Annotated in this window: 20 protein-coding genes, 1 tRNA gene and 1 pseudogene; 9 read left to right on the top strand and 13 right to left on the bottom strand. The window is 68.4% G+C overall.

The window, feature by feature from the left end; translation table 11 throughout:
• Nucleotides 1-23 precede the first annotated feature (23 nt).
• The 12 genes and pseudogenes from F7Q96_RS07240 to F7Q96_RS07295 all read right to left on the bottom strand — a co-directional run bounded on the left by F7Q96_RS07240 (nt 24) and on the right by F7Q96_RS07295 (nt 10,331).
• Complete coding sequence (locus F7Q96_RS07240) at nt 24-818, bottom strand: ABC transporter ATP-binding protein (RefSeq protein ID WP_053821986.1); 795 nt, start codon at nt 816-818, stop codon at nt 24-26.
• A 1-nt stretch (nt 819) separates the two neighbouring features.
• Complete coding sequence (locus F7Q96_RS07245) at nt 820-1,716, bottom strand: ABC transporter permease (RefSeq protein WP_053821985.1); 897 nt, start codon at nt 1,714-1,716, stop codon at nt 820-822.
• A gap of 199 nt (nt 1,717-1,915) precedes the next feature.
• Complete coding sequence (locus tag F7Q96_RS07250) at nt 1,916-2,887, bottom strand: ABC transporter substrate-binding protein (protein ID WP_053821984.1); 972 nt, start codon at nt 2,885-2,887, stop codon at nt 1,916-1,918.
• 247 nt (nt 2,888-3,134) lie between these two features.
• Entirely contained in the window at nt 3,135-4,193 is a 1,059-nt protein-coding gene (locus F7Q96_RS07255; protein WP_053821983.1) for an aldo/keto reductase, read from the bottom strand.
• A gap of 59 nt (nt 4,194-4,252) precedes the next feature.
• A complete protein-coding gene (locus F7Q96_RS07260) occupies nt 4,253-5,287 on the bottom strand; it encodes a quinone-dependent dihydroorotate dehydrogenase (protein ID WP_151022315.1) in 1,035 nt (344 codons plus the stop codon).
• Nucleotides 5,288-5,450: 163 nt separating this feature from the next.
• On the bottom strand, nt 5,451-6,203 hold the full coding sequence (locus F7Q96_RS07265; protein WP_053821982.1) for an arginyltransferase: 753 nt from the start codon (nt 6,201-6,203) through the stop codon (nt 5,451-5,453).
• 46 nt (nt 6,204-6,249) lie between these two features.
• Nucleotides 6,250-7,040, bottom strand: a pseudogene (gene aat, locus F7Q96_RS07270) (leucyl/phenylalanyl-tRNA--protein transferase).
• Nucleotides 7,041-7,129: 89 nt separating this feature from the next.
• Nucleotides 7,130-7,714, bottom strand: coding sequence for an NUDIX hydrolase (locus F7Q96_RS07275; protein ID WP_053821981.1), 585 nt, complete (start codon nt 7,712-7,714; stop codon nt 7,130-7,132).
• Between the two features lie 203 nt (nt 7,715-7,917).
• Nucleotides 7,918-7,994, bottom strand: a tRNA-Met gene (locus tag F7Q96_RS07280).
• A 79-nt stretch (nt 7,995-8,073) separates the two neighbouring features.
• The gene (locus F7Q96_RS07285; protein WP_082371489.1) at nt 8,074-8,832 is read right to left on the bottom strand and encodes an RES family NAD+ phosphorylase; all 759 of its coding nucleotides are present in this window, start codon (nt 8,830-8,832) and stop codon (nt 8,074-8,076) included.
• Nucleotides 8,792-9,187: an MbcA/ParS/Xre antitoxin family protein gene (locus F7Q96_RS07290; protein ID WP_390885689.1), complete on the bottom strand. Its 396-nt coding sequence runs from the start codon at nt 9,185-9,187 to the stop codon at nt 8,792-8,794. The genes F7Q96_RS07285 and F7Q96_RS07290 overlap by 41 nt, the downstream gene beginning before the upstream one ends.
• Nucleotides 9,188-9,401: 214 nt before the next feature.
• A complete protein-coding gene (locus F7Q96_RS07295; protein WP_053823117.1) occupies nt 9,402-10,331 on the bottom strand; it encodes a helix-turn-helix transcriptional regulator in 930 nt (309 codons plus the stop codon).
• A gap of 278 nt (nt 10,332-10,609) precedes the next feature.
• On the opposite strand from F7Q96_RS07295, the gene F7Q96_RS07300 reads away from it, so the two are divergent.
• The 7 genes from F7Q96_RS07300 to F7Q96_RS07330 all read left to right on the top strand — a co-directional run bounded on the left by F7Q96_RS07300 (nt 10,610) and on the right by F7Q96_RS07330 (nt 19,598).
• Complete coding sequence (locus tag F7Q96_RS07300; protein WP_053821979.1) at nt 10,610-12,253, top strand: benzoate-CoA ligase family protein; 1,644 nt, start codon at nt 10,610-10,612, stop codon at nt 12,251-12,253.
• A gap of 239 nt (nt 12,254-12,492) precedes the next feature.
• A complete protein-coding gene (locus F7Q96_RS07305; RefSeq protein WP_053821978.1) occupies nt 12,493-13,686 on the top strand; it encodes an ABC transporter substrate-binding protein in 1,194 nt (397 codons plus the stop codon).
• A 102-nt stretch (nt 13,687-13,788) separates the two neighbouring features.
• Nucleotides 13,789-14,655, top strand: a complete 867-nt coding sequence (locus F7Q96_RS07310) for a branched-chain amino acid ABC transporter permease (RefSeq protein ID WP_053823116.1) — start codon at nt 13,789-13,791, stop codon at nt 14,653-14,655.
• A 4-nt stretch (nt 14,656-14,659) separates the two neighbouring features.
• Nucleotides 14,660-15,745, top strand: a complete 1,086-nt coding sequence (locus F7Q96_RS07315; protein ID WP_053821977.1) for a branched-chain amino acid ABC transporter permease — start codon at nt 14,660-14,662, stop codon at nt 15,743-15,745.
• Entirely contained in the window at nt 15,742-16,599 is an 858-nt protein-coding gene (locus F7Q96_RS07320) for an ABC transporter ATP-binding protein (RefSeq protein WP_053821976.1), read from the top strand. Before F7Q96_RS07315 ends, F7Q96_RS07320 begins: the two co-directional genes overlap by 4 nt.
• Before the next feature lie 5 nt (nt 16,600-16,604).
• Nucleotides 16,605-17,306 (top strand): ABC transporter ATP-binding protein, encoded by a 702-nt coding sequence (locus F7Q96_RS07325; protein WP_053823115.1) that lies wholly within the window; start codon nt 16,605-16,607, stop codon nt 17,304-17,306.
• 393 nt (nt 17,307-17,699) lie between these two features.
• Entirely contained in the window at nt 17,700-19,598 is a 1,899-nt protein-coding gene (locus F7Q96_RS07330; protein WP_053821975.1) for a potassium transporter Kup, read from the top strand.
• 72 nt (nt 19,599-19,670) lie between these two features.
• Here F7Q96_RS07330 and F7Q96_RS07335 read toward each other — a convergent pair whose 3' ends face one another.
• Nucleotides 19,671-22,025, bottom strand: coding sequence for a Tex family protein (locus F7Q96_RS07335; protein ID WP_053821974.1), 2,355 nt, complete (start codon nt 22,023-22,025; stop codon nt 19,671-19,673).
• Nucleotides 22,026-22,187: 162 nt separating this feature from the next.
• Between F7Q96_RS07335 and F7Q96_RS07340 the strand changes: the two genes are divergently transcribed.
• A complete protein-coding gene (locus tag F7Q96_RS07340) occupies nt 22,188-22,994 on the top strand; it encodes a hypothetical protein (RefSeq protein ID WP_053821973.1) in 807 nt (268 codons plus the stop codon).
• 31 nt (nt 22,995-23,025) lie between these two features.
• Entirely contained in the window at nt 23,026-23,229 is a 204-nt protein-coding gene (locus F7Q96_RS07345) for a DUF465 domain-containing protein (RefSeq protein WP_053821972.1), read from the top strand.
• Nucleotides 23,230-23,247 lie beyond the last annotated feature (18 nt).

The raw sequence follows: 23,247 nt of genomic DNA on the forward strand, positions 1-23,247 counted from the left end.
AGGATCGCGCCGGAAGGGCGCAATCAGCCCAGCAGCAGCGCGTCGTCGTCCAGCTGCTCGTGCCGGCTGCGCTCGAACATGCGCAGCAGATCGGGCACGTCCAGGCCCTTGCGTTCGTCGCCCGAGACGTCGAGCACCACCTGGCCCTGGTGCAGCATCACCGTGCGCTGGCCGTAGTCCAGCGCCTGCCGCATGCTGTGGGTCACCATCATCGTCGTCAGCCTGTTTTCCTCGACGATGCGGGCGGTCAGCTCGAGCACGAAGGCCGCGGTCTTCGGGTCCAGCGCGGCGGTGTGCTCGTCCAGCAGCAGGATGCGCGAGGGCTGCAGCGACGCCATCAGCAGGCTGACCGCCTGGCGCTGGCCGCCGGACAGCAGGCCGATGCGGTCGGTCAGCCGGTTTTCCAGCCCGAGATTCAGCAGCCGCAGCTTGTCGCGGAACAGTTCGCGCGACGAGCGGTTCAGCGCCGGGCGGAAGCCCCGGCGCGAACCGCGCGCCATCGCCAGCGCCATGTTCTCCTCGATCGTCAGCGCCTCGCAGGTGCCCGCCATCGGGTCCTGGAACACGCGGGCGACCAGCGGCGCGCGGTCCCAGGCGGGCTTGCGCGTGACATCGTTGCCGTCGATCGTGATGGTGCCGGCGTCGACCATCTGGTCGCCGCTGATCGCGTTCAGGAAGGTCGACTTGCCGGCGCCGTTCGAGCCGATCACCGCGACGAACTGGCCCGACGGGATCTCCAGGCTCAGCCCGCGCAGCGCGCGCGTCTCGATCGGCGTGCCGGGGTTGAAGGTCAGCTTCAGGTCTTGTGCGCGCAGCATGTCAGCCTCCATTCGCCTTGCGGCCGAACAGCTTCTTGCGCGTGGCCGGCAGCACCAGCGCGACCGTCACCAGCAGCGCGGTGACCAGGTTCAGGTCCTGTGCCTTCAGGCCGATGAAATCGCTGTTCAGTGCCAGCGCGATGAAGAAGCGGTACAGGATCGCGCCAAGCACCACGGCCAGCGTGGTCAGCACCAGCCGGCGGGCCGGCAGGATCGTCTCGCCGATGATCACCGCGGCCAGGCCGATCACGATGGTGCCGATGCCCATCGAGATGTCCGAGCCGCCCTGCGTCTGCGCAAACAGCGCGCCGGCCAGCGCGACCAGCGCGTTCGACAGCGCCATGCCGGCCAGCGTGGCGCGGCCGGTGGCGATGCCCTGGGCGCGTGCCATGCGCGGATTGGCGCCGGTGGCCCGCATCGCCAGCCCGAGCTGCGACGAGAAGAACCAGTCCAGGCCGAGCTTGGCGACGATCACGATGACGACCAGCACCAGCGGGCGCAGCATGAAATCGGGCAGCCATTCCGGCTGCAGCACCGTGAACATCGTCGGCTCGGTGATCAACGGCACGTTGGGCCGGCCCATGATCCGCAGATTGATCGAGTACAGCGCGATCATCATCAGGATCGACGCCAGCAGGTCCATGATCTTGAGCCGGACATTGAGCCAGCCGGTGATCAGGCCCGCGATCGCGCCGGCGACGATGGCCAGCGCCGTGGCGAGGAACGGGTCCTGGCCCATCGCGATCAGCGTGGCCGCGACGGCGCCGCCCAGCGGAAAGCTGCCATCGACGGTCAGATCGGGGAAATTGAGGATGCGGAAGGAGATCAGCACCCCGAGGGCGACGAGGCTGAAGATCAGGCCGATCTCCAGCGCGCCCAGAAGGGAGAAGAGAGACATGGTGAATCCTGTTGCGGTATGCGCGCCCGCCGGTGGCCGGGCGTGCTGACTGGCGCGGCTGCCGCCGGCGGATCAAGCGCCTGGGCGGGCCGCAGGCTGCAACCAGCGGCGTCGGCGCGTGGCCGGGTAGGGCGCGGCGCCGGCCAGCCGCCCGCTGCGCGGCGTGCCGGCAGCCGGGCGGCGGGTCGTCATGGCGTCATTACTTGATGACCTGCTTGGCTTCCTTGATCAGGTCCTGCGACAGCGACACGCCCTGCTTTTCGGCGGCCGTCGTGTTGACGAACAGCTCCAGCTTGTCGCTGGTCTCGGACGGGATCGCGCCCGGCTTCTCGCCCTTCAGGATGCGCACGACGATCTTGCCGGTCTGCACGCCCAGGTCGCCGTAGTTGATGCCCAGCGCCGCGATCGCACCGCGCTTGACGCTGTCGGTATCGGCGGCCACCAGCGGCACCTTCGATTCGTTGGCAACCTTGACCAGTGCCTCGTAGGCCGACACCACGTTGTTGTCGGTATTCGTGTAGATCACGTCGACCTTGCCGACCAGGCTCTTGGCGGCCGGGCCGATATCGACGGTACGCGGCGCGGCCGCTTCCTTCAGCGTCAGGCCTTCCTTGGCCAGCAGCGTCTTCAGTTCCTTGACCACCACGACCGAGTTGGCCTCGCCCGGGTTGTAGACCATGCCGACGGTCTTCGCCTTGGGCACCACGCGCTTGATCAGCGCAACCTGCTTGTCCAGCGGCAGCTTGTCGGACACGCCGGTCACGTTGGTGCCGCTGGCCTGCCAGCCCTTGACCAGTTGCGCCGCGACCGGGTCGGTGACGCCCGAGTAGACGACCGGCACGGTCTTGGTCGAGGCGACCACGGCCTGCGCGGCCGGCGTCGCGATCGCGACGATCGCATTGGGCTGGTCGCCGACGAACTTGCGGGCGATCTGCGCGGCGGTGCCGGTATTGCCCTGCGCGCTCTGGTATTCCCACTTCAGGTTCTTGTCGGCGTCGTAGCCGGCCGACTTCAGTTCGGCGCGCACGCCGTCGCGGATCGCGTCCAGCGCGGGGTGATCGACGATCGAGAGCACCTTGACGGTCTGCGCGTTCACCGCGCCGCCGTGCAGCAGGGCGAGCGCGACGGCGCCGGCGAGCAGGGTCCTGGTCGAAGTTTTCAGCATGGTCATGGTCGAATCTCCCCTCGAATATTTGGTTGTGGGTTTCGTTCGGGTCGGCCGCCCTGTGCCTCGGTGGTTCCAGTGGATCGCCGGCCGGTGCGCGGGGTTCGCGCACCGCGCGGCGGGCGGCGTCAAGCCCGCGAGGATACCACTTCCCCGGCCCGCGGTGCCCTGTTGCGGCGCAGTGCGGAACCCCCACCGAGGTCGGGTTTCCGCGCTGTTTTTCCGGATGGCACTGGACGGCCCGTGGCCCGCCTTATTGCGCCGGATTATGGATTTCGGCGTGGATCCGTTCGATGCCGGCCAGCACGTCTGCCGGCAGCGGCACGCCCCAGGCGTCGATGTTCTCCTGCAACTGCGCCAGCGTGGTCGCGCCGATGATCGTGCTGTGCGCGAACCAGCGCGAGTAGCACCAGGCCAGCGCCAGCGTGGCCGGCGACAGGCCGTGCGCGCGCGCCAGCTCGACGTAGCGCGCGCTGGCCGCCAGCGTCTCGGGGCGCAGATAGCGCGGGCTCCAGTCGGCCGGGAAGCGCGTCAGCCGGCCCTGCGCCGAGGCGTCGAAGGTCGGCTGGGCGGTGTTGGCCTTCAGGTATTTGCCGGTCAGCTGGCCGAAGGCGAGCGGGCTGTAGATCAGCAGGCTGACACCGGTGCGGTAGCAGGCCTCGTCCAGGCCCTGCTCGAAGCTGCGATTGACCAGGTTGTAGGGGTTCTGCACGGTGGCGATGCGCGGCAGCCCATGCAGCTCCGCCTGCTTGACGAATTCGGCGATGCCCCACGGCGTTTCGTTGGACACACCGACGTAGCGGATCTTGCCGGCGCGCACCAGCTGCGCCATCGCGTCGAGTTGCGCGGCGATGCTGGTGCACGCGCGTTCGCGCGACGGGTCGAACTGCTTCTGGCCGAAGATCGGCGCGTTGCGGGCCGGCCAGTGGATCTGGTACAGGTCGATGTAGTCGGTCTGCAGGCGCTCGAGCGAGGCGTCGACCGCGGCGCGGATGCTCTGCGGCGTCAGGTCGCCGCCGTCGCGGATCCATGGCATGCGCGCCGGGCCGGCGACCTTGGTGGCGAGCACGATGCGGTCGCGCGGCTGGCGCTTGAGCCAGCTGCCGACGATCTGCTCGGTGCGGCCATAGGTCTCGGCGCGCGGCTTGACCGGATACATCTCGGCGGTATCGATGAAGTTGATGCCGCGCGAGAACGCATAGTCGAGCTGCTGGTGGCCTTCGGCCTCGGTGTTCTGTTCGCCGAAGGTCATCGTGCCGAGGCAGATGCGCGAGACCTGCAAATCGCTCTGGCCGAGTCGGATCGTTTCCATGCGGTGTTCCTCTGAATGGGGCGGGACGAAAAGGGAGGGCGCGGCGTATCCGGCCTGCATCAAGCGCGCAGCGCGGCGGCGCATTCCTTGACCAGCGCCGGGCCGCGGTAGATCAGCCCGGTGTAGAGCTGCACCAGCTGCGCGCCCGCGTCGATCTTGGCGCGCGCCTGCGCGCCGTCGAAGATGCCGCCGACGCCGACGATCGGCAGCGCGTCGCCGACCACCGCGCGCAGCGCGCGCACCACCGCGGTCGACGCATCGAACACAGGGCGGCCCGACAGGCCGCCGGCTTCGTCGGCGTGCGGCAGGCCCTTGACGGCCTCGCGCGAGATCGTCGTGTTGGTGGCGATCACGCCGTCGATGCGATGGCGCACCAGCGCGTCGCCGATATTGCCGATCTGGTCGGCGTCCAGATCCGGCGCGATCTTCAGCGCCAGCGGCACGTAGCGCCGGTGCCGGTCGGCCAGCCGCTGCTGCGCGGTCTTCAGCGCGGACAGCAGGCCGTCGAGTTCGCTGGCGCCCTGCAGCTGGCGCAGGTTCTTGGTATTCGGCGACGAGATGTTGACCGTGACGTAGCTCGCGTGCGGATAGACGCGTTCCAGGCAGTACAGGTAGTCGTCGACCGCGCGCTCGATCGGCGTGTCGGCGTTCTTGCCGATGTTCAGTCCGAGCACGCCGCCTTCGGCCTTCCAGCGCGACGCGTTGACGTTCGCGACGAAGGCGTCGACGCCGCCGTTGTTGAAGCCCATCCGGTTGATCAGCGCCTCGGCCTTCGGCAGCCGGAACATGCGCGGGCGCGGATTGCCGGGCTGCGGGCGTGGCGTCACCGTGCCGACCTCGATGAAGCCGAAGCCGAACGCGGCCAGGCCGTCGATATAGGCGCCGTCCTTGTCGAGGCCTGCCGCGAGTCCCACCGGATTCGGAAAGCGCACGCCCATCACGGTGCGCGGATCGTCGTCGATGCGGTTGCCGAGGCAGCCGGCCAGTCCGAGGCGCTGCGCGCGGCGCAGGTTGTCGAGGGTCAGATGGTGAGCGTCCTCGGCGTCCATCGAGAACAGGGCGGGACGAAACAGGGGATAGAGCGCGTTGAGCACGGCGGAAATCGGGGCAGGGAATCGAGGCAGAGAATCGGTACCGGGCGACCTGTCGGCGAGCGGCGGGCGGTACCGGAATGCGCCGCGGGCGGATCGCGGCGCGGTCAGGGCGATATTGTAACGGCAGCGGCGCTTGAGAGTCCGGGGACAGCCCGGCGCGCCGTCAGGCGGCGTCGGACGCGAACGGCCGCCACTGGTTGCCGACCAGCACCTGCAGCGGCTGGAAGCGCGCCTTGTAGGCCATCTTGCGGCTGTTGGCGATCCAGTAGCCGAGATACAGGTGCGGCAGGCCCAGTTCGCGGGTCTGCTCGATCTGCCACAGGATGTTGTAGGTGCCGTAGCTGGTCTTGGGCTGCAGCGGATCGTAGAACGTGTAGACCGACGACAGGCCGTCGTCGAGCACGTCGATCATGCTGACCATGCGCAGCTTGCCCGGCTCGGCCGCGTCGGGGGGATCGCGGAATTCGACCAGCCGCGAATTGACGCGGCTCTGCAGCAGGAACTGCTCGTATTGGTCGCGGCTGTCCTGGTCCATGCCCCCGCCTGCATGCCGCATCGACTGGTAGCGCAGATACAGCGCGTAGTGTTCCTCGACGTAGGTCAGCGGCGCCACCAGCGCCTGCAGATGACGGTGGCGCTGCCACGCGCGGCGCTGGCTGCGGTCCGGCTCGAACTGGTCGACCGCCAGCCGGCATGGCGTGCAGGCATGGCAATCGTCGCAATAGGGGCGGTAGGTAAAGACGCCGCTGCGCCGGAAGCCCGCGCGTACCAGGCGGGAATAGACGTCGGCATTGATCAGGTGCGCGGGGGTGGCCACCTGCGAGCGGGCCATGCGGCCTTCGAGATAGCTGCAAGCGTAGGGCGCCGTTGCATAGAACTGCAGCGCGGAAAGGGGCAATTCCTTGAGCTTGCTCATGATCGGATGCTGCCGTCGGGTGCTGCCGCGGTCGGAGCGGGGGGCGCTAGCGTTCTGCGTCGCGCGCCCGCGTCCACCATTCGAGCACCGTCTTGTCGAACCGCCACGGCACGATCGGCGGCTGCGCGGTCGCCGTGCGCAGATGCGCGACGAACTCGCTGCGCGGGATCGGCCGCGCGCCCAGCGAGGCGAGGTGCTCGGTTTCCTGCTGGCAGTCTATCATCGTCACCCCATGGCCGGCGAGGAAGCCGCACAGCGCCGCCAGCGCGATCTTCGAGGCGTCGGTGCGGCGCGCGAACATCGACTCGCCATAAAACATGCGGCCAAGCGCCACGCCGTACAGGCCGCCGACGCGCTCGCCGCGATACCAGGTCTCGACCGAATGGGCCATGCCGCGCGCATGCAGCGCGCCGTAGGCCTCGACGATTTCCGGCGTGATCCAGGTGCCGTGCTGGCCCGCGCGCGGGGTCTCGGCGCAGGCGCGCATCACCGCTTCGAAGTCGTCGTCGACGCGGATCTGCCAGTCGTCCTCGCGCAGCACGCGCTTGAGCGTCTTGCGCAGGCTCAGCGAAACGCGCAACGCGGCGGGGTCGAGCACCATGCGCGGATCGGTGCTCCACCACAGCACCGGCTGGCCCTGCGCATACCAGGGAAAGATGCCGTGGCGGTAGGCCAGCAGCAGGCGCTGCGGAGTCAGGTCGCGGCTGGCCGCCAGCAGGCCCGGGGCTTCGGAGTCAGGTCGCGGCTGGCCGCCAGCAGGCCCGGGGCTTCGGAGTCGGGGCCCAGCGCGGCATCGACCGGGGGAAACGGATCGTGCGGGTCGAGCCAGGCGATCATGCGCGGGCGGAGGCGGGGACGAACGAGCGGTTGAACGGGGAAGGGGCGGCCTTGGCGGGCATGGCGGGCCGTGGCGGCGTACCCTGCGTTCAGGGCTCCACCGTTGCGCGCGCCGCCAGCGGGCGCATCGGCTTGTCGATATCGAGCGTATGCAGCCGGAAGCTGCCGTCGGCGATGCGGCCGGCGGCGCGGTCGGCAAAAAAGCAGCGCAGCGTGTGGATCACCGTGGGGAAGGCCAGCTCGTCCCAAGGCACGTCGGCCTCGTCGACCAGCTTGACCTCGAGGCTTTCCTCGCCGGGCGCGATATCGAGATCCTCGAGCCGGGCAAGATAGAACAGATGGACCTGATGCACGTGCGGCACGTTCAGCATCGAGAACAGCTCGCCGATCTGCACGCGGGCGCCGGCTTCCTCCAGCGTCTCCCGTGCGGCGGCCTGCGCGGTGGTCTCGCCGATCTCCATGAAGCCGGCCGGCAGCGTCCAGAAGCCGTAGCGCGGCTCGATCGCGCGCTTGCACAGCAGGATCTTGTCTTCCCAGACCGGAACCGTGCCGACCACATTGCGCGGATTGACGTAATGGATGGTGCCGCATTGATCGCAGAGATGGCGCGGCCGGTTGTCGCCATCGGGAATGCGCAGCACGACCGCATGGCCGCAGTTCGAGCAGAATTTCATGGATTCGGTCCGGGAGGAATGGGCGCAGTTTATCACCGGGCCCGTGGGCGGCACGACCGTGGCGCCGTGACGTCGGTGCGCGCTCGAACGAGCGGCAGGCAATCGACGGAAGACAGAATTGACGCAAACACCGCGCGAACAACGCGCAAACAAAAAAGCCGCCCGGTGAATCGGGGCGGCTGCCTTTGCGGATTTCGATCGGTTGGTTGCGGGGGCAGGATTTGAACCTGCGACCTTCGGGTTATGAGCCCGACGAGCTGCCAGACTGCTCCACCCCGCGTCCGTCGAAGAAGTGATTATAGGGCAATCGCTTTCGCAATGCAACAGCAGCGTGCGACCAAAGTGAGCGGCGCCGCATGTCAAGCGGTCTCGGGGGCCGCATTGCCGTTCGGGCGTTCCCACATCGCCGCCTCGAACTCGAAATTCTCGCGTTGCAGCAGATCGTCCCGTTGCCAGATCACGCGGTCGGGCCGCACCGTCAGCATCCAGGTCGTGGTGACCAGCGGCGCGGGCGCGGAGAAGGCCAGCGGCGTCAGCACCGCGGCGCAATGACCCTGGCCGGGATCGCGCACCGAGCGGTAGCGGATCAGCCCGAGGCCGGCCTCGCGCGCGACGCGGGCGAACGCCTGGCAGCCGTCGTAGTGCACCGGGTCTTGCCATTGCGCGGCGTCGCGCACGAACGGCGCTTCGTCCAGCGCTACGCCTTCGGTCCGTACGCCGACCTGGAACAGCGTCTGCGCGCGCGCATCGATGCGCGGCAGCGCGGGACTGTCGCGCAGGAAGCGCCAGCGCCAATAGCCGAGCTCCGCGCAGGCGGTGCGGATCTCGTCCGCGCCATAGAAGACGCCCGGATCGTGCGCGGCCCGAAAGCGCGACCCCCACGGCGACGGCGGATAGCGGAACGGCGTGAACAGCAGATAGTGCAGATGGCGGGCGTAGGAGGGCACCGCCGGTTTGCCGGCATCGAGCACGGCTTCCAGCACGGCCTGCTCTTCGAGGCTGTCGACCAGCGGCATCGTGGAAACCACATGCTGGGCTTCCACCGCCCGCCACAACGTGAGCGCAAACGGCTTGCGCTCAGATGCGACCGCGGGTGGCGTCCAGGTAGTGAACGACACGAACCAGGCCTTCGGTAGTACGGATCAGTTCGAGCGGCTTGCCGCCCAGCGCGAGGTTGTCATTGGCCAGCCACAGCCGGGCCTGGTCGCCATGTCCGAGGATGGCGTCGAGCGAACGGAACAGGCGGACGAACAGCACGCCGAATTCCCATTCCTTGCGGTGGCTGTCCAGTACGTAATGGCCCGAGGCCATGCGGGAGACAGAAGCCGTGCTGATGCCGAGCACGCTGGCGACCACGGCCTGGCTGATGCCGAGGAAGCCGGCCGCGCGCATCACGGCCTTGGTCAGGGTCGCTCCGGCATCCGGGGCGCCGGCGGGAAGCTGCTGCCGAAGTTGCTTGGTCTGCATCGCCATGCTCCTGTTTCCTTGGAAACATTATAGGCCACTTGTTTCGCAAGGGAAGCAGGAAAACCACTTTTGCGCGGGTTCCTTGCGTACGCCGGTTCGACCGCCGGCGCTCGGGACCCGTTCCCGGACTGTTGGCGAGCACGCGGAACTGCCGTACCGATTCGGCCGGCGGGCGATGAAATATAGTGCGGACGCGCGCAGAGGGCAGCATGCCCGCCGATCAGGCCCCCGCGTCCTGCAGCACCGTCTGCAGCGCATGCAGCGAGGCGTCCAGGCTCTGCCCGCTGGTGTCGACGATCGCGTCGGCACGCGAGTAGAGCGGCGTGCGGGCCTGCAGGATACGGCGCAGATCGGCCATCGCCTCGCTGTTGCCCTGCATCGGCCGCATATCGCCCTGGGCGACCACGCGCGCCATGTGTTCCTCGGGGGAGGTCTTGACCCACACCGTGTAGCAGTTGGCCAGCAGCAGATTGAAGGTGGCCGGCTCCGACACCAGGCTGCCCGGGGTCGCCAGCACCAGCCGCTCGTGTTCGCGCAGCACGCGCTCGAGCGCGCGCAACTCGTAGCGGCGGTAGGCGGCCTGGCCGTACAGCGAATGGATTTCCGACAGCGTGGCGCCGGCCTCCTGTTCGATGGCGCCGTTCAGCTCGACGAACGGCAGTTCGCGCGCCGCGGCCAGTGCCCGGCCCAGCGTCGATTTGCCGGCGCCGCGCAGGCCGATCAGCGCGATCCGCTGATGGCGGGCGTCGAAGGGCGCCGACGGCGCCAGCGCATTGCGGCAGGCTTCGCGCACGCGGGCCAGATCGGCCGGCGGCAATTGCGCCAGCCATTGCAGCAACTGGCCGAACTCGGCGGCGCGCGCGCCGTTGCCGCCATCGGCCTCGGCCAGCACCACCGGCAGCGGCACGTTCAGCGCGGCCGCCACCTGGCGCAGCAGCAGCACGGACGCGTTGCCCGTCCCGGTTTCCAGATTGGCCAGATAGCGCTCGGAGACGCCGGCGCCGCGCGCCAGATCCTTGCGCGACATGCCGCGCGCGGCGCGCAGCGAACGGATTCGCTCGCCCAGCTGGGTCAGATACGGATCGCGCTCGCCGGGCTGGCGGGGCTCGGCGTCGGACAAGGGCGCAGTGGCTTCGGTGGCGCGGCGCATCTCGGACATGGGTTCGATGGAAGGGCAGCGACGGGCGCTGGGTGCGGCATTATAGGGCACACGAATCGCAAACTCCGGGTAGACCCCGAGCCTGTTTCGCTGCCATATAGTGCATTCCTGAGCTTGCATCTTAGTCGATGTGCAATAAAATGCATCAACAACGATAAGGTGCCGCCGCCGCGGTGCATCCGCACCCCGCCGCCCAATCCCGTCCAATGCCCCCGGCGCGCACCAACGGCCGACAAGAGGCCGCCTTCGGGCCGCCCAAGGAGTGAGACATGACGTCCCCGACCGCTTTGCCGGCGCGCTACAACGCCGCCGTCGATCTGCTGTCGCGCAATCTGGATGCCGGCCGGGGCGACAAGCTGGCCTACCGCGACGACACCGCCATGCTGACCTTCGCCGAGCTCGAGGCGCGCAGCCGCGGCTTCGCCGGCGCGCTGCTGGCGGCGGGCCTGCGGCCCGAGGAACGGCTGCTGCTGTGCGCGTTCGATACCATCGATTTTCCGGTGGCGTTCCTGGGGTCCCTGCTGGCCGGCGTGGTGCCGGTGGCCGTCAATACGCTGCTGACGGTGGACGACTACGCCTACATGCTTGAACACAGCGGCGCGCGCGCCGTGGTGGTGTCCGCACCGCTGTTGCCGGCCTTGCGCGAGGCGGCGCAGCGCGCCGGGGTCGAACCGCTGTGGATCGTCGCGGCGCCGCTGCCCGCCGATGGGCAGCTGCCGCAGGGCGAGGAGCCGGCGGCGGCGACCGTGGCGGGCCTGGCCGGCAGCGGTACGCCGCTCGCGCACGCTGCCGCGACGGGGCCCGACCACATGGCGTTCTGGCTCTATTCGTCCGGCTCCACAGGGCGGCCCAAGGGCACGGTCCATACGCACGGCAACCTGTTCCATACCGCCGACCTGTATGCCCGCCAGGTGCTCGGCCTGCGCGAGGACGACGTGGTGTTCTCCGCCGCCAAGCTGTTCTTCGCCTACGGGCTCGGCAACGCCTTGACCTTCCCGCTGTCGGTCGGCGCCACCACGGTATTGATGGCGGAGCGCCCGACGCCGCAAGCGGTGTTCCGCCGTCTGACCGAACAGCGGCCCACCGTGTTCTGCGGCGTGCCGACGCTGTTCGCCGGCATGCTGGCCGCGCCCGACCTGCCGGCGCGCGACAACGTCGCGCTGCGTATCTGTACCTCCGCCGGCGAGGCCTTGCCGCGCGACATCGGCGAACGGTTCCGCGCCCATTTCGGCTGCGACATCCTCGACGGCATCGGCTCGACGGAGATGCTGCACATCTTCCTGTCGAACCGTCCCGGCGACGTACGCTACGGCACCACCGGCAAGCCGGTGCCCGGCTACGAGCTGAAACTGCTGGACGACGCCGGCCAGCCCTGCGCCGCGGGCGAGATCGGCGATCTGTACATCAAGGGGCCATCGGCCGCGCTGATGTACTGGGGCAATCGCGACAAGACCCGCGATACCTTCGTCGGCGAATGGACCCGCAGCGGCGACAAGTACCTGTGCGATGCCGACGGCTATTACGTCTATGCCGGGCGCAGCGACGACATGCTGAAGGTCGGCGGCATCTACGTGTCGCCGTTCGAGGTCGAGGCGGCGCTGGCGCGGCATCCGGCGGTACTGGAGGCCGCCGTGATCGGCGTCGAGGATGCCGATCGCCTGGTCAAGCCCAAGGCGTACGTGGTGCTGCGGCCGGGCCATGCGTGGCACGACGGCATGGAGGCGCAGTTGCAGGACTTCGTCAAGCGCAACCTGGCGCCGTACAAGTATCCGCGCCGGATCGAGTGCGTGGCCGAGCTGCCCAAGACCGCGACCGGCAAGATCCAGCGTTTCCGCCTGCGGCAGCGCGAACAGCAGGCGCGCGAGGCCGCGTCGGGCGCGGCCGGCGCCATCCCCTCGCCATCCGCGCCATGAGACAGGGTAAGCCGCGATATCCCCGGGGCCCACGCGTCATTACACTCGGGCGCGAGCCGGTTGCGCTGGTGGACGAAGCTGTCCCGGCGCCGGGTTCCACTGCATTGACGCCATCCATGGCGGGGTTTATAACGGCGAAAACTTCAAACCTAAAATAATTTGGCGCCGCACCGCCTCGGCACCGGCGCCGCCGCACCGTCGAGCGAGCGAACCGCTTGAACCACCAGGAGGAGACATCCATGCATCGCTTCATCTCGCGCCGCCTGGCGCCGACCTGTGTTGCCGCCGCCGCGCTGACGCTGGCGGGCACCGCCGCGGCGCAGCCCGCGCCATCGGCGGCCGCCGGCAAGATCAAGGTCGGCTTCATGCTGCCCTACACCGGCACCTATGCGGCGCTCGGCACGGCGATCGAGAACGGCTTCCGCATGTACGTGCAGGAGCAGGGCGGCCGGCTGGGCGGGCGCGAGGTCGAATTCTTCAAGGTCGACGACGAATCGGATCCGGCCAAGGCGCCCGAGAACGCCAACAAGCTGGTCAAGCGCGATCAGGTCGACGTGGTGATCGGCACCGTGCACTCGGGCGTGCAGATGGGCATCGTCAAGGTGGCCAAGGAGAGCAACACGCTGCTGATCATTCCGAACGCGGGCGCCGACGAGGCTACCGGTCCGCTGTGCGGGCCCAATATCTTCCGCTCGTCGTTCTCGAACTGGCAGCCAGGCTATGCGATGGGGCAGGTGGTGGCCGAACGCGGCATGAAGCGGGTCGTCACGCTGACGTGGAAGTACGCGGCGGGCGAGCAGTCGGTGCGCGGCTTCAAGGAGGCCTTCGAGGCCAAGGGCGGCAAGATCGTCAAGGAACTGAGCCTGCCGTTCCCGAACGTCGAATTCCAGGCGCAGATCACCGAGATCGCGTCGCTCAAGCCCGATGCGGTATTCGTCTTCTTCGCCGGCGGCGGCGCCGTCAAGTTCGTCAAGGACTGGGCCGCGGCGGGCCTGAAGGACAAGATTCCGCTCTATGCATCGGGCTTCCTGACCGACGGCACGCTGGAGGCGCAGGGTACCGCGGCGCAGGGCCTGGAGACCACGCTGCACTACGCCGACGGCTTGCAGAATCCGCGCGACAAGCAGTTCCGGCTCAATTACGCGAAGGCTTACAAGCTGCAGCCGGATGTCTACGCGGTGCAGGGCTACGACGCGGCGCAGATGCTGGCCGCCGGCGCCGCCGCCGTCAAGGGCGACATGAGCCGCAAGGCGGACGTCTACAAGGCGATCGCCGCCGCGCGCATCGACAGCCCGCGCGGTACCTTCACGCTGTCGCGGGCCCATAACCCGGTGCAGGACTTCTATCTGCGCAAGGTCGAGGGCCGCGAGAACAAGGTCGCCGGCATCGCGGTCAAGGCGCTGGCCGATCCCGCGCGCGGCTGCCGCCTGTAACGCGAGGCCGCCAACGCCCATCGCCTGCGCCTTGCGCGCGTCACCGGCCGCGGCATGCCGGCGCTTGCCGGCCGCGGCCTCGTCAACGACCGATCGCCTCGCATGGACTTCGTCTCCTTCCTGATCCAGTGCCTGAACAGCGTGCAGTACGGTCTGCTGCTGTTCCTGGTCGCCAGCGGCCTGACGCTGATCTTCGGCATCATGGGCGTGATCAATCTCGCCCACGGCAGCTTCTACATGCTGGGCGCCTACCTGGCCTTCACGCTGGCGAGCATGACCGGCAGCCTGTTCATCGCGCTGCCGCTGGGCATCGTGCTGGCGGTCGCGTTCGGCTATCTGCTCGAGTGGGTGTTCTTCAGCTATCTGTACGAACGCGACCACCTGCAGCAGGTGCTGATGACCTATGGGCTGATCCTGGTGTTCGAGGAGATGCGCAGCATCCTGGTCGGCGACGACGTGCATGGCGTGCCGGTGCCGGCGCTGCTCGACGGCGCGCTGCCGATCGGCAACGAGATGACCTATCCGGTCTACCGGCTGTTCATCTCGGCGGTGTGCCTGCTGGTGGCCGCGGCGATGTACTACGTGATCCGCCGCACGCGGCTGGGCATGACGATCCGTGCCGGCGCCAGCAATCGCGAGATGGTGCAGTCGCTGGGCGTCAATATCGGCCGGCTGTACCGGCTGGTGTTCGCGCTCGGCGTCGCGCTGGCGGTGCTGGCCGGCATGATCGCCGCGCCCGTGTCGTCGGTCTATCCCGGCATGGGCAGCCAGGTGCTGATCGTCTGTTTCGTCGTGGTGGTGATCGGCGGCATCGGCTCGGTCAAGGGCGCGATGGTCGCCGCGCTGCTGCTCGGCTTCGTCGATACCTTCGGCAAGGTGTTCTGGCAGGAGGCGGCGGGGGTGCTGGTCTACCTGCTGATGGCGATCATTCTGCTCTGGAAACCCCAGGGTCTGTTCAAGGCGGGCTAGCGCGATGGCATCGACACCTCCGACCAACCTCGGCGCCGACATCGGCGCGGCCTTCGACCTGCAGCGGCGCGCCAGCCTGCGCTGGACCACGCTGGCATGGGCGATCGCCTTCGCCGTGCTGGCGGCGCTGCCGCTTGCGCTCGGCGGCGAGGGCAACAAGTTCTACATCGACCTGCTCAGCAAGGTGATGATCATGGCGATCTTCGCGCTGTCGCTGCAGCTGCTGATCGGCTATACGGGGCTGGTCAGCCTGGGCCATGCCGCGTACTTCGCCACCGCCGCCTATGCGACCGCGATGCTGGCGCCCCAGTCCGAGCCCGGCAACGGCTGGTGGCTGCTGGTGGCGGCGGTCGCCGCGGCAGCGGTGCTGGCGCTGCTGGTCGGCATGCTGGTGCTGCGCACGCGCGGCATCTACTTCATCATGGTCACGCTGGCGTTCGCGCAGATGGTGTACTTCATCTTCCACGACACCAAGATCGCCGGCGGCAGCGACGGCACCTATATCTATTTCCGGCCCGAGTTCGGCGTGTTCGGCGCGCGGCCGCTGGGCATCGACGATCCCGTGCATTTCTACTGGCTGGTGCTGGGCGCGCTGATCTTCACGGTGGCGGCGCTGGCGATGGTGCTGCGCTCGCGCTTCGGGCACGCGCTGATCGGCATCCGCCACAACGAGCAGCGCATGCGGGCCGCGGGCTTCGCCACCTACCGCTACCAGCTCGGCGCCTTCGTCGCGGGCGGCGCGTTCGCCGGACTGGCCGGCTATCTGTATGCGATCCAGTTCGGCTTCGTCAATCCGGAGATCGCGTCGTGGCATCAGTCGGGCAACGCGATGCTGATGGTGATCCTGGGCGGCGTCGGCAGTCTGGCCGGCGCGGTGATCGGCGCGTTCTCGTTCGTGCTGCTGGCCGAGTGGTTCAGCACGCTGACCAAGCATTGGCAACTGTTGATGGGCGGCTTCATCATCGCCGCGGTGGCGCTGCTGCCGGGCGGGCTGGTCGGACTGGCGACAGTGTTGCGGCGCCGGCTCGGTGGCGGCGCAGGCCGCCGCGTGAGCGGCAAGGCAGCCGGCATACAGGGAGAGCGGCGATGAACGCGCGCCATGGCAATGAACCGGTGCTGCGGGCGGCCGCACTGACGCGCCGCTTCGGCGGGCTGACCGCGGTGTCCGGCGTCGACCTGGCGCTGGACCTGCATCAGATCCACGCGGTGATCGGCACCAATGGCGCCGGCAAATCGACGCTGATCAACCTGCTGTCGGGTGAACTCGCGCCGACCGCGGGCCAGCTGTTCCTGCACGGCAGCGACGTCACCGGCTGGCCGCAGCCGCGGCTGGCCTGCGCCGGCGTCGGACGCAGCTATCAGCGCAACAATGTGTTTGCGCCGCTGAGCGTACGCGAGAACTGCCGGCTGGCGGCGCAGTCGCGCGCGCAGCGCGCCTGGCGCCTGTGGGAAAGCGCGCAATCGTGCCGCACCGCGCGCGCGCTGGGCGACGAGGCGATGGAGCGGGCCGGCCTGGCGGACTGCGCGGCGCTGCCGGCGATGGCGCTGTCGCACGGCCAGAAGCGCCAGCTCGAGGTCGCGATGTGCCTGGCCACGCAGCCGGTGGCGCTGCTGCTGGACGAGCCGCTGGCCGGCATGGGCGCCGAGGAATCGGCCCGGATGCTGTCGCTGCTGCGCGATCTGCGCGAGGGCCACGCGATCCTGCTGGTCGAGCACGACATGGACGCCGTGTTTGCGGTGGCCGACCGCATCACCGTGATGGTCAACGGCGTGGTGATCGCCTCGGGCGAGCCGGCCGCGATTCGCACCAACCGCGAGGTGCAGCAGGCCTACCTGGGCGACGACGAAGGCGCGGGCGAGCTTGCCGATGTCGCGGCCGGCGCGCATCCCCGCGGCACGGGCGCCGGCGCGGCCACGGGCACGCGCAAGGAGTGTGCAGCGTGAAGCCGATGATCGAAGCCACCGGCGTGCAGGCCTGGTATGGCACCAGCCATGTGCTGCGCGGCGTCGACTTCCGCGTCGATGCCGGCGAAACGGTCGGCCTGCTGGGACGCAACGGCATGGGCAAGAGCACGCTGCTGCGGACCTTGCTCGGCCACGTGACGCAGCGCGCCGGCACCATCGTCGTTGCGGGCCGCGACGTGTCGCGCGCGCGGCCATATGATGTCGCGCGCCTCGGGGTCGCCTACGTGCCCGAAGGCCGCGGCATCTTCCCGAACCTGTCGGTGCGTGAAAACCTGCTGATGGCTGCGCGCAAGGGTTGCAACGGCCGTAACGACTGGGACGAGGCGAGGGTGCTCGAGCTGTTCCCGCGCCTGAAGGAGCGGCTCGACCATGGCGGCCAGCAGCTTTCGGGCGGCGAGCAGCAGATGCTGTCGATCGGCCGCGCGCTGATGACCAACCCGGACTGCCTGATCCTCGACGAGGCGACCGAAGGGCTGGCCCCGAAGATCGTCCGCGAAATCTGGGACGTGATCGCCGCGGTGCGGGCCACCGGCATTTCGACCGTGGTGGTGGACCGCAACTATCGCGCGGTGCTGGCGCAGGCCGACCGCGTGGTGGTGCTCGAGAAGGGACTGGTCGCGGCCAGCGGCGCCGCCGCCGAGCTGGCGGCCACGCCGGGCCTGCTCGAGCGGTATCTTGGCGTCTGACCGCCTCGAAGTTCGGTCGCATTCGGTGCCTTGATCCAGCGCGGTGATATCGGCGAACTCGTAGAAGACATAGCAGACATGGAACGGCGCGAATACCGCTTGTCGCGCCGTTTTTCTATGGCGGGCGCACCACACCTCAGGGGTTGACCGAGCGCCGCTTCGCTCGCATCCTTGCGTTCCTGGGTAGGGCGATCGCCGGCAAGCAAGGTCTTCGCGCCCGCTCCGCAGCGCGCCCCGGATATGGCCCCGGACACGGGCCGAACACGGTCCCAAGAAGATTCCTGATGACGCTGCCGGCCCGTTTCCACTAGAATGGCGCCCGATTGTGCATTGCAAAAAAATTCTCGAACGATGCGGCGGCCCGCGGCATAACGGGCCGCCCGCTCCGAATCCATGACACAACCCACCACGAGCCATTATTTCGTCGAGACCCCCAGCATGCGCATGCTGGTACTCGCGGCGATCGGTGTCGTCTTCGGCGATATCGGCACCAGTCCCCTGTATGCCCTGAAGGAGTGCTTCAGCGCCGAGCATGGCATTCCGTTCAGTCCGGAAGCGGTGATGGGCGTGATCTCGCTGCTGTTCTGGGCGATGATCCTGGTGGTATCGGTCAAGTACGTGGTGTTCGTGATGCGCGCGGACAACGACGGCGAGGGCGGCGTGCTGGCGCTGATGGCGCTGGCGCTGCGCAGCGCCGCGCCGCGCTCGCGTCGCGCCAAGGTGCTGATGATGCTGGGCATCTTCGGCGCCTGCATGTTCTACGGCGATGCGGTGATCACGCCGGCCATCTCGGTGCTGTCCGCGGTCGAGGGCATCGAGATCGCGACGCCGGCACTGTCGCATTACGTGATCCCGATCACGCTGGCGATCCTGCTGGTGCTGTTCCTGCTGCAGCGGCGCGGCACCTCTTCGGTGGGCAAGCTGTTCGGTCCCATCATGGTGGCGTGGTTCCTGTCGCTCGGCGCGCTGGGCATCTACCACCTGATCGAGTCGCCATCGATTCTCGCCGCGATCAATCCGCTGTACGGCGTGCGCTTCCTGCTCGAGCATTCGCTGCAGGCCTTCATCGTGCTCGGTGCCGTGTTCCTGGTGCTGACCGGCGCCGAGGCGCTGTACATCGACATGGGCCATTTCGGTCCCGCGCCGATCCGCCGCTCATGGTTCGCGATCGTGATGCCCTGCCTGATGCTGAACTACTTCGGCCAGGGTGCGATGCTGCTGGGCAACCCGAGCGCGGTGCGCAATCCGTTCTACCTGATGGTGCCCGAGCTGCTGCTGATCCCGATGGTGCTGCTCGCTACCTGCGCCGCGGTGATCGCGTCGCAGGCGGTGATTTCGGGCGCGTTCTCGCTGACCAGCCAGGCGATCCAGCTCGGCTTCATTCCGCGCATGCGGATCCGCTACACGTCCGAAGCGGAGATCGGCCAGATCTACCTGCCGGTGATCAACTGGTCGTTGCTGGTGGCGGTCGTGATGGTGGTGCTGGCCTTCAAGAAATCGGAAAACCTGGCGGCCGCCTACGGCATCGCGGTGACCACCACGATGGTGATCACCACGCTGCTGTCGATCGTCGTGATGCGGCATGTGTGGAAATGGCCGCCGGCGGTGGTGGCCGCCGCTGGCGCGGCCTTCCTGGTGATCGATCTGTCGTTCTTCTCGGCCAACCTGCTGAAGGTCGCCGAAGGCGGCTGGTTCCCGCTGCTGCTGGGCAGCGCGGCCTTCTTCCTGCTGATGACCTGGTACGGCGGCCGCAAGCTGCTGCGCGCGCGCAGCCTGGAGGAGGGTATTCCGCTGGAGCCCTTCATGGCCGGCTTGCTGGCGCATCCGCCGCACCGCGTCGAGGGCACCGCGGTTTTCCTGACCGGCAATACGGAGTTCGTGCCGGTGTCGCTGTTGCACAACCTGAAGCACAACCGCGTGCTGCATGAGCGCGTGGTGTTCCTGAGCTTCGTCACGCGCGACATTCCGTATGTCGACGACGATCGCCGGCTCAGCTGCAAGGACCTCGGCGGCGGCGTCTTCATCCTGAAGTCCGAATACGGCTTCAAGGAAACCCCTGACGTGCTCAAGGTGCTCGATCTTTCCAAACGCAAGCTGAACATGGAATTCGAGCTGATGGAGACCTCGTTCTTCATCGCCCGCGAATCGGTGATCCCGTCGCGCCTGCCCGGCATGCCGATGTGGCGCGAGACGCTGTTCGCGTGGATGCATCAGAACGGCGCCAAGCCGTCGGACTTCTTCCGCATTCCGGCCAACCGGGTGGTGGAGCTGGGAACCAAGGTCGAGATCTGAGCGCGGCGGCAGGGAAGAGCCGGGCGGCGCGCCCGGACCGGCGGGCGGCCTTGGGGCCGCCCGCTTTTTTGCTTACCGCTTCAGCTTGGCAAACGCCGCCGCCATCGCGCCGGCCGGTTCGGCTTCGCGCCGGCCGCCGCCCTGGAAGCCGCGGCTCGGGCGATTGCCGCCGCGCTCCGGGCGCTCGCCGCCGGCCGCACGATTGCCGCTCTGGCCGGGCTCGTCGTCCAGGCGCATCGACAGGCCGATGCGGTTGCGCTTGACGTCGACCTCCATCACCTTGACCTTGACGATCTGGCCCGCCTTGACGACCTCGTGCGCGTCCTTGACGAACTTGTTCGACAGCGCCGAGATATGGACCAGGCCGTCCTGGTGCACGCCGATATCGACGAAGGCGCCGAAGGCGGCGACGTTGGTCACCACGCCCTCGAGCACCATGCCGGGCTGCAGGTCCTTGATGTCCTCGACGCCATCCTGGAAGGTCGCCGTCTTGAATTCCGGACGCGGGTCCCGGCCCGGTTTTTCCAGTTCGCTGAGGATGTCCCGCACGGTCGGCAGGCCGAAGGTGTCGTCGGTGAACTGCGCCGGCGACAGGCCGCGCAGCGCGTCGCGATTGCCCATCACCTCGCGCAGGTCCTTCTTGATATGGTCGAGGATGCGCTTGACGACCGGATACGCCTCCGGGTGAACCGAGGAGCGGTCCAGCGGATTGTCTCCGTCATTGATGCGCAGGAAGCCCGCCGCCTGCTCGAAGGTCTTGTCGCCGAGCCGCGGCACCTTCTTCAGCGCATCGCGATTGGGGAACGCGCCATTGGCATCGCGGAACTCGACGATATTGCGCGCCAGCACGCTGTTCAGGCCCGACACGCGCGCCAGCAGCGGCACCGAGGCGGTATTGACGTCGACGCCCACGGCATTCACGCAGTCCTCGACCACCGCATCGAGCGTGCGCGCCAGCTCGCGCTGGTTGACGTCATGCTGGTACTGGCCGACGCCGATCGATTTCGGATCGATCTTGACCAGTTCGGCCAGCGGGTCCTGCAGCCGGCGCGCGATCGACACCGCGCCGCGCAGCGATACGTCCAGATCGGGGAATTCCTTGGCCGCCAGTTCCGAGGCGGAATAGACGGAGGCGCCGGCTTCGCTGACGACGATCTTGGTCAGCTTCAGTTCGGGCGCCTGGCGCATCAGGTCCTGCACCAGCTTGTCGGTCTCGCGGCTGGCGGTGCCGTTGCCGATCGACACCAGCGAGACGCCATGCTGCCTGGCGAGCCGTGCCAGCGTGGCCAGCGAGCCGCTCCAGTCGCGGCGCGGCTCGTGCGGGTAGATCGTCGCGGTCTCCAGCAGCTTGCCGGTGGCGTCGACCACCGCGATCTTGCAGCCGGTGCGGATGCCCGGGTCGATGCCCATCACCGCCTTCGGGCCGGCCGGGGCGGCCAGCAGCAGTTCGTGCAGATTGCGGCCGAAGATCTTGATCGCCTCGCCTTCCGCGCTCTCGCGCAGCTGCGTCAGCAGTTCGGTTTCGAGGTGCGGCTGCACCTTGACGCGCCAGCACCAGCGGCAGACGTCGCCCAGCCACTTGTCGGCGGGGCGGTTCAGGTTCTGGATGCCGACATGGCGCGCGATCATCGCCTCGCACGGGTGCGGCACCAGCGCGTCCTGTTCCTCGCCCAGGCCCAGCTTGATCATCAGCACGCCGGCATTGCGGCCGCGGAACAACGCCAGCGCGCGGTGCGACGGGATCGTGCGGATGGTCTCGCTGTAGTTGTAGTAGTCGCGGAACTTCTCTTCCTCGGCGGTTTCCTTGCCTTCGACCACCGACGAGGTGACCACGCCGTTGGCCCACAGATGCTCGCGCAGCTTGCCCAGCAGCTCGGCGGTCTCGCCGAACTGCTCCGACAGGATGTCGCGCGCGCCATCCAGCGCCGCCTTGACGTCGGGCACGCCGCCATCGGCGGTCGGCTTGCCGTTGACGTACCTGGCCGCCTCGGCCTGCGGATCCAGCGTCGGGTCCGCCAGCAGCGCCTGCGCCAGCGGTTCCAGCCCGCATTCGCGCGCGATCTGGGCACGGGTGCGGCGCTTGGGCTTGTAGGGCAGGTACAGGTCTTCCAGCGCCTGCTTGGTGACCGCCGCTCCGATCGCGGTGCGCAGTTCGGGGGTCAGCTTGCCCTGTTCCTCGATCGAGGCCAGGATCGCGGCGCGGCGTTCCTCCATGTCGCGCAGGTACAGCAGCCGTTCCTCCAGCGCGCGCAGCTGCGTGTCGTCGAGGTTGCCGGTGGCCTCCTTGCGGTAGCGTGCGATGAACGGCACGGTGGCGCCTTCGTCGAGCAGTTCGACGGCCGCCGCCACCTGGCGGGGTTGGACGGACAGCTCGGCCGCGATGAGCGACACGATCTTTTGCGTGACGGAAGCTGGCAGGTTGGACATCGAAAAAACACTCAGTCGAAAGCGGGGCATTTTGCCACAAGCGAACGGCGCTTCATCCGGCATGCGGTACGCCCGGGATCGATTCTGAACCGGCCTGGCGGACAGGCCGCACACGAGGCCGCGCGCGGGCGCGGCGGCATGCCCCGATGGTAGAATCCGCCCATGAACCTCAAGCCACAACGGGCCGCTTTGCCGGCAAGTTTTCCGGCCGCCGATCGTGCGGCAACGACGGCCGCCGCCGTGCCGGCCAGGGGCCCGATGCTGGCGCTGACGCTGGCGCTGGCGTGCCTGACCGTGCCGCTGCCCGCCGCGCTGGCGCAGGGCGCGGCTTCCGCCCCGGCACCATCTGCCTCGGGCTCCGCCGACCTGCAGCCGCCGCGCGACTTCGATGCGGAGCGCAAGGCCGTGGCCGATTCCCGAGCCTGGACCAACTACCGCTTTGCCACCGCCGAGCGCGCCTGCTACGACAAGTTCTTCGTCACCAACTGCATCGAGCGCGCCAAGGAAACGCAGCGCACCGAGCTGGCCGTGCTGCGGGAGCGCGAACTGGAGATCGGCGAGGCCGAGCGCGCCTTCAAGGCCGCGAAGCGCGATCGCGAACAGGCGCTGCGTCAGGCCGAGTACGAGGCCAGCCAGCCGCAGCGCGCGGCCGAGGAACAGGCCAATCGCGCCGAGTTCGAGCGCAAGCAGCAGGAGCAGAAGCTGCGCGACGCGCAGCGCCAGGCCGAGGCGCCCCAACGTGCCGCCAATGCCGCCGAATACCAGCAGAAGCAGGCCGACTACGACGCGCGGATGCGCGAGGCGCGCGAACGCGGCGCCGAGCAGGCCCGCCAGCGCGCCGAGAACGTCAAGGCGTACGAGGCCAAGCAGCAGCAGGCGATCCAGCGCCAGCGCGAGGTCGAGGAGCGCCGCGCCAAGGCCAAGGAAAAGCAGGGCAGCGGCGAGTCGCCGCGGCCGTTCGGATTCTGATGATGGACGTCGCCGGGGAGGCCGATGGACGATGGACAGCGATCTGAACACCGTCGAACGCCAGATCATCGAGCTGCAGATCGAACACCGCGATCTGGACTATCTGATCGACCGGCTGTCCGCCGAGGCCAGCCACGATGAACTGCAGTTGCGCCGGCTCAAGAAGCGCCGGCTGAAGCTGAAGGACGCCATTACGCTGCTGCAGCTGCAGCTCGAACCCGACGTTCCCGCCTGATCTCCCGGTTCGCGATCC

The sequence above is a fragment of the Cupriavidus gilardii genome (genome assembly GCF_008801915.1).
Lineage (GTDB): Bacteria > Pseudomonadota > Gammaproteobacteria > Burkholderiales > Burkholderiaceae > Cupriavidus > Cupriavidus gilardii.

What these genes read in the sequence shown, in the direction of transcription:
- F7Q96_RS07345 (WP_053821972.1), top strand. Translation starts at nt 23,026, where the DNA reads ATGGACAGCGATCTGAACACCGTCGAACGCCAGATCATCGAGCTGCAG.
- F7Q96_RS07310 (WP_053823116.1), top strand. Translation starts at nt 13,789, where the DNA reads ATGGACTTCGTCTCCTTCCTGATCCAGTGCCTGAACAGCGTGCAGTAC.
- F7Q96_RS07265 (WP_053821982.1), bottom strand. Translation starts at nt 6,203, where the DNA reads ATGAGCAAGCTCAAGGAATTGCCCCTTTCCGCGCTGCAGTTCTATGCA.
- F7Q96_RS07240 (WP_053821986.1), bottom strand. Translation starts at nt 818, where the DNA reads ATGCTGCGCGCACAAGACCTGAAGCTGACCTTCAACCCCGGCACGCCG.
- F7Q96_RS07330 (WP_053821975.1), top strand. Translation starts at nt 17,700, where the DNA reads ATGACACAACCCACCACGAGCCATTATTTCGTCGAGACCCCCAGCATG.
- F7Q96_RS07300 (WP_053821979.1), top strand. Translation starts at nt 10,610, where the DNA reads ATGACGTCCCCGACCGCTTTGCCGGCGCGCTACAACGCCGCCGTCGAT.
- F7Q96_RS07290 (WP_390885689.1), bottom strand. Translation starts at nt 9,187, where the DNA reads ATGGCGATGCAGACCAAGCAACTTCGGCAGCAGCTTCCCGCCGGCGCC.
- F7Q96_RS07315 (WP_053821977.1), top strand. Translation starts at nt 14,660, where the DNA reads ATGGCATCGACACCTCCGACCAACCTCGGCGCCGACATCGGCGCGGCC.
- F7Q96_RS07250 (WP_053821984.1), bottom strand. Translation starts at nt 2,887, where the DNA reads ATGACCATGCTGAAAACTTCGACCAGGACCCTGCTCGCCGGCGCCGTC.
- F7Q96_RS07275 (WP_053821981.1), bottom strand. Translation starts at nt 7,714, where the DNA reads ATGAAATTCTGCTCGAACTGCGGCCATGCGGTCGTGCTGCGCATTCCC.
- F7Q96_RS07335 (WP_053821974.1), bottom strand. Translation starts at nt 22,025, where the DNA reads ATGTCCAACCTGCCAGCTTCCGTCACGCAAAAGATCGTGTCGCTCATC.
- F7Q96_RS07245 (WP_053821985.1), bottom strand. Translation starts at nt 1,716, where the DNA reads ATGTCTCTCTTCTCCCTTCTGGGCGCGCTGGAGATCGGCCTGATCTTC.
- F7Q96_RS07325 (WP_053823115.1), top strand. Translation starts at nt 16,605, where the DNA reads ATGATCGAAGCCACCGGCGTGCAGGCCTGGTATGGCACCAGCCATGTG.
- F7Q96_RS07295 (WP_053823117.1), bottom strand. Translation starts at nt 10,331, where the DNA reads ATGCGCCGCGCCACCGAAGCCACTGCGCCCTTGTCCGACGCCGAGCCC.
- F7Q96_RS07305 (WP_053821978.1), top strand. Translation starts at nt 12,493, where the DNA reads ATGCATCGCTTCATCTCGCGCCGCCTGGCGCCGACCTGTGTTGCCGCC.
- F7Q96_RS07320 (WP_053821976.1), top strand. Translation starts at nt 15,742, where the DNA reads ATGAACGCGCGCCATGGCAATGAACCGGTGCTGCGGGCGGCCGCACTG.
- F7Q96_RS07340 (WP_053821973.1), top strand. Translation starts at nt 22,188, where the DNA reads ATGAACCTCAAGCCACAACGGGCCGCTTTGCCGGCAAGTTTTCCGGCC.
- F7Q96_RS07255 (WP_053821983.1), bottom strand. Translation starts at nt 4,193, where the DNA reads ATGGAAACGATCCGACTCGGCCAGAGCGATTTGCAGGTCTCGCGCATC.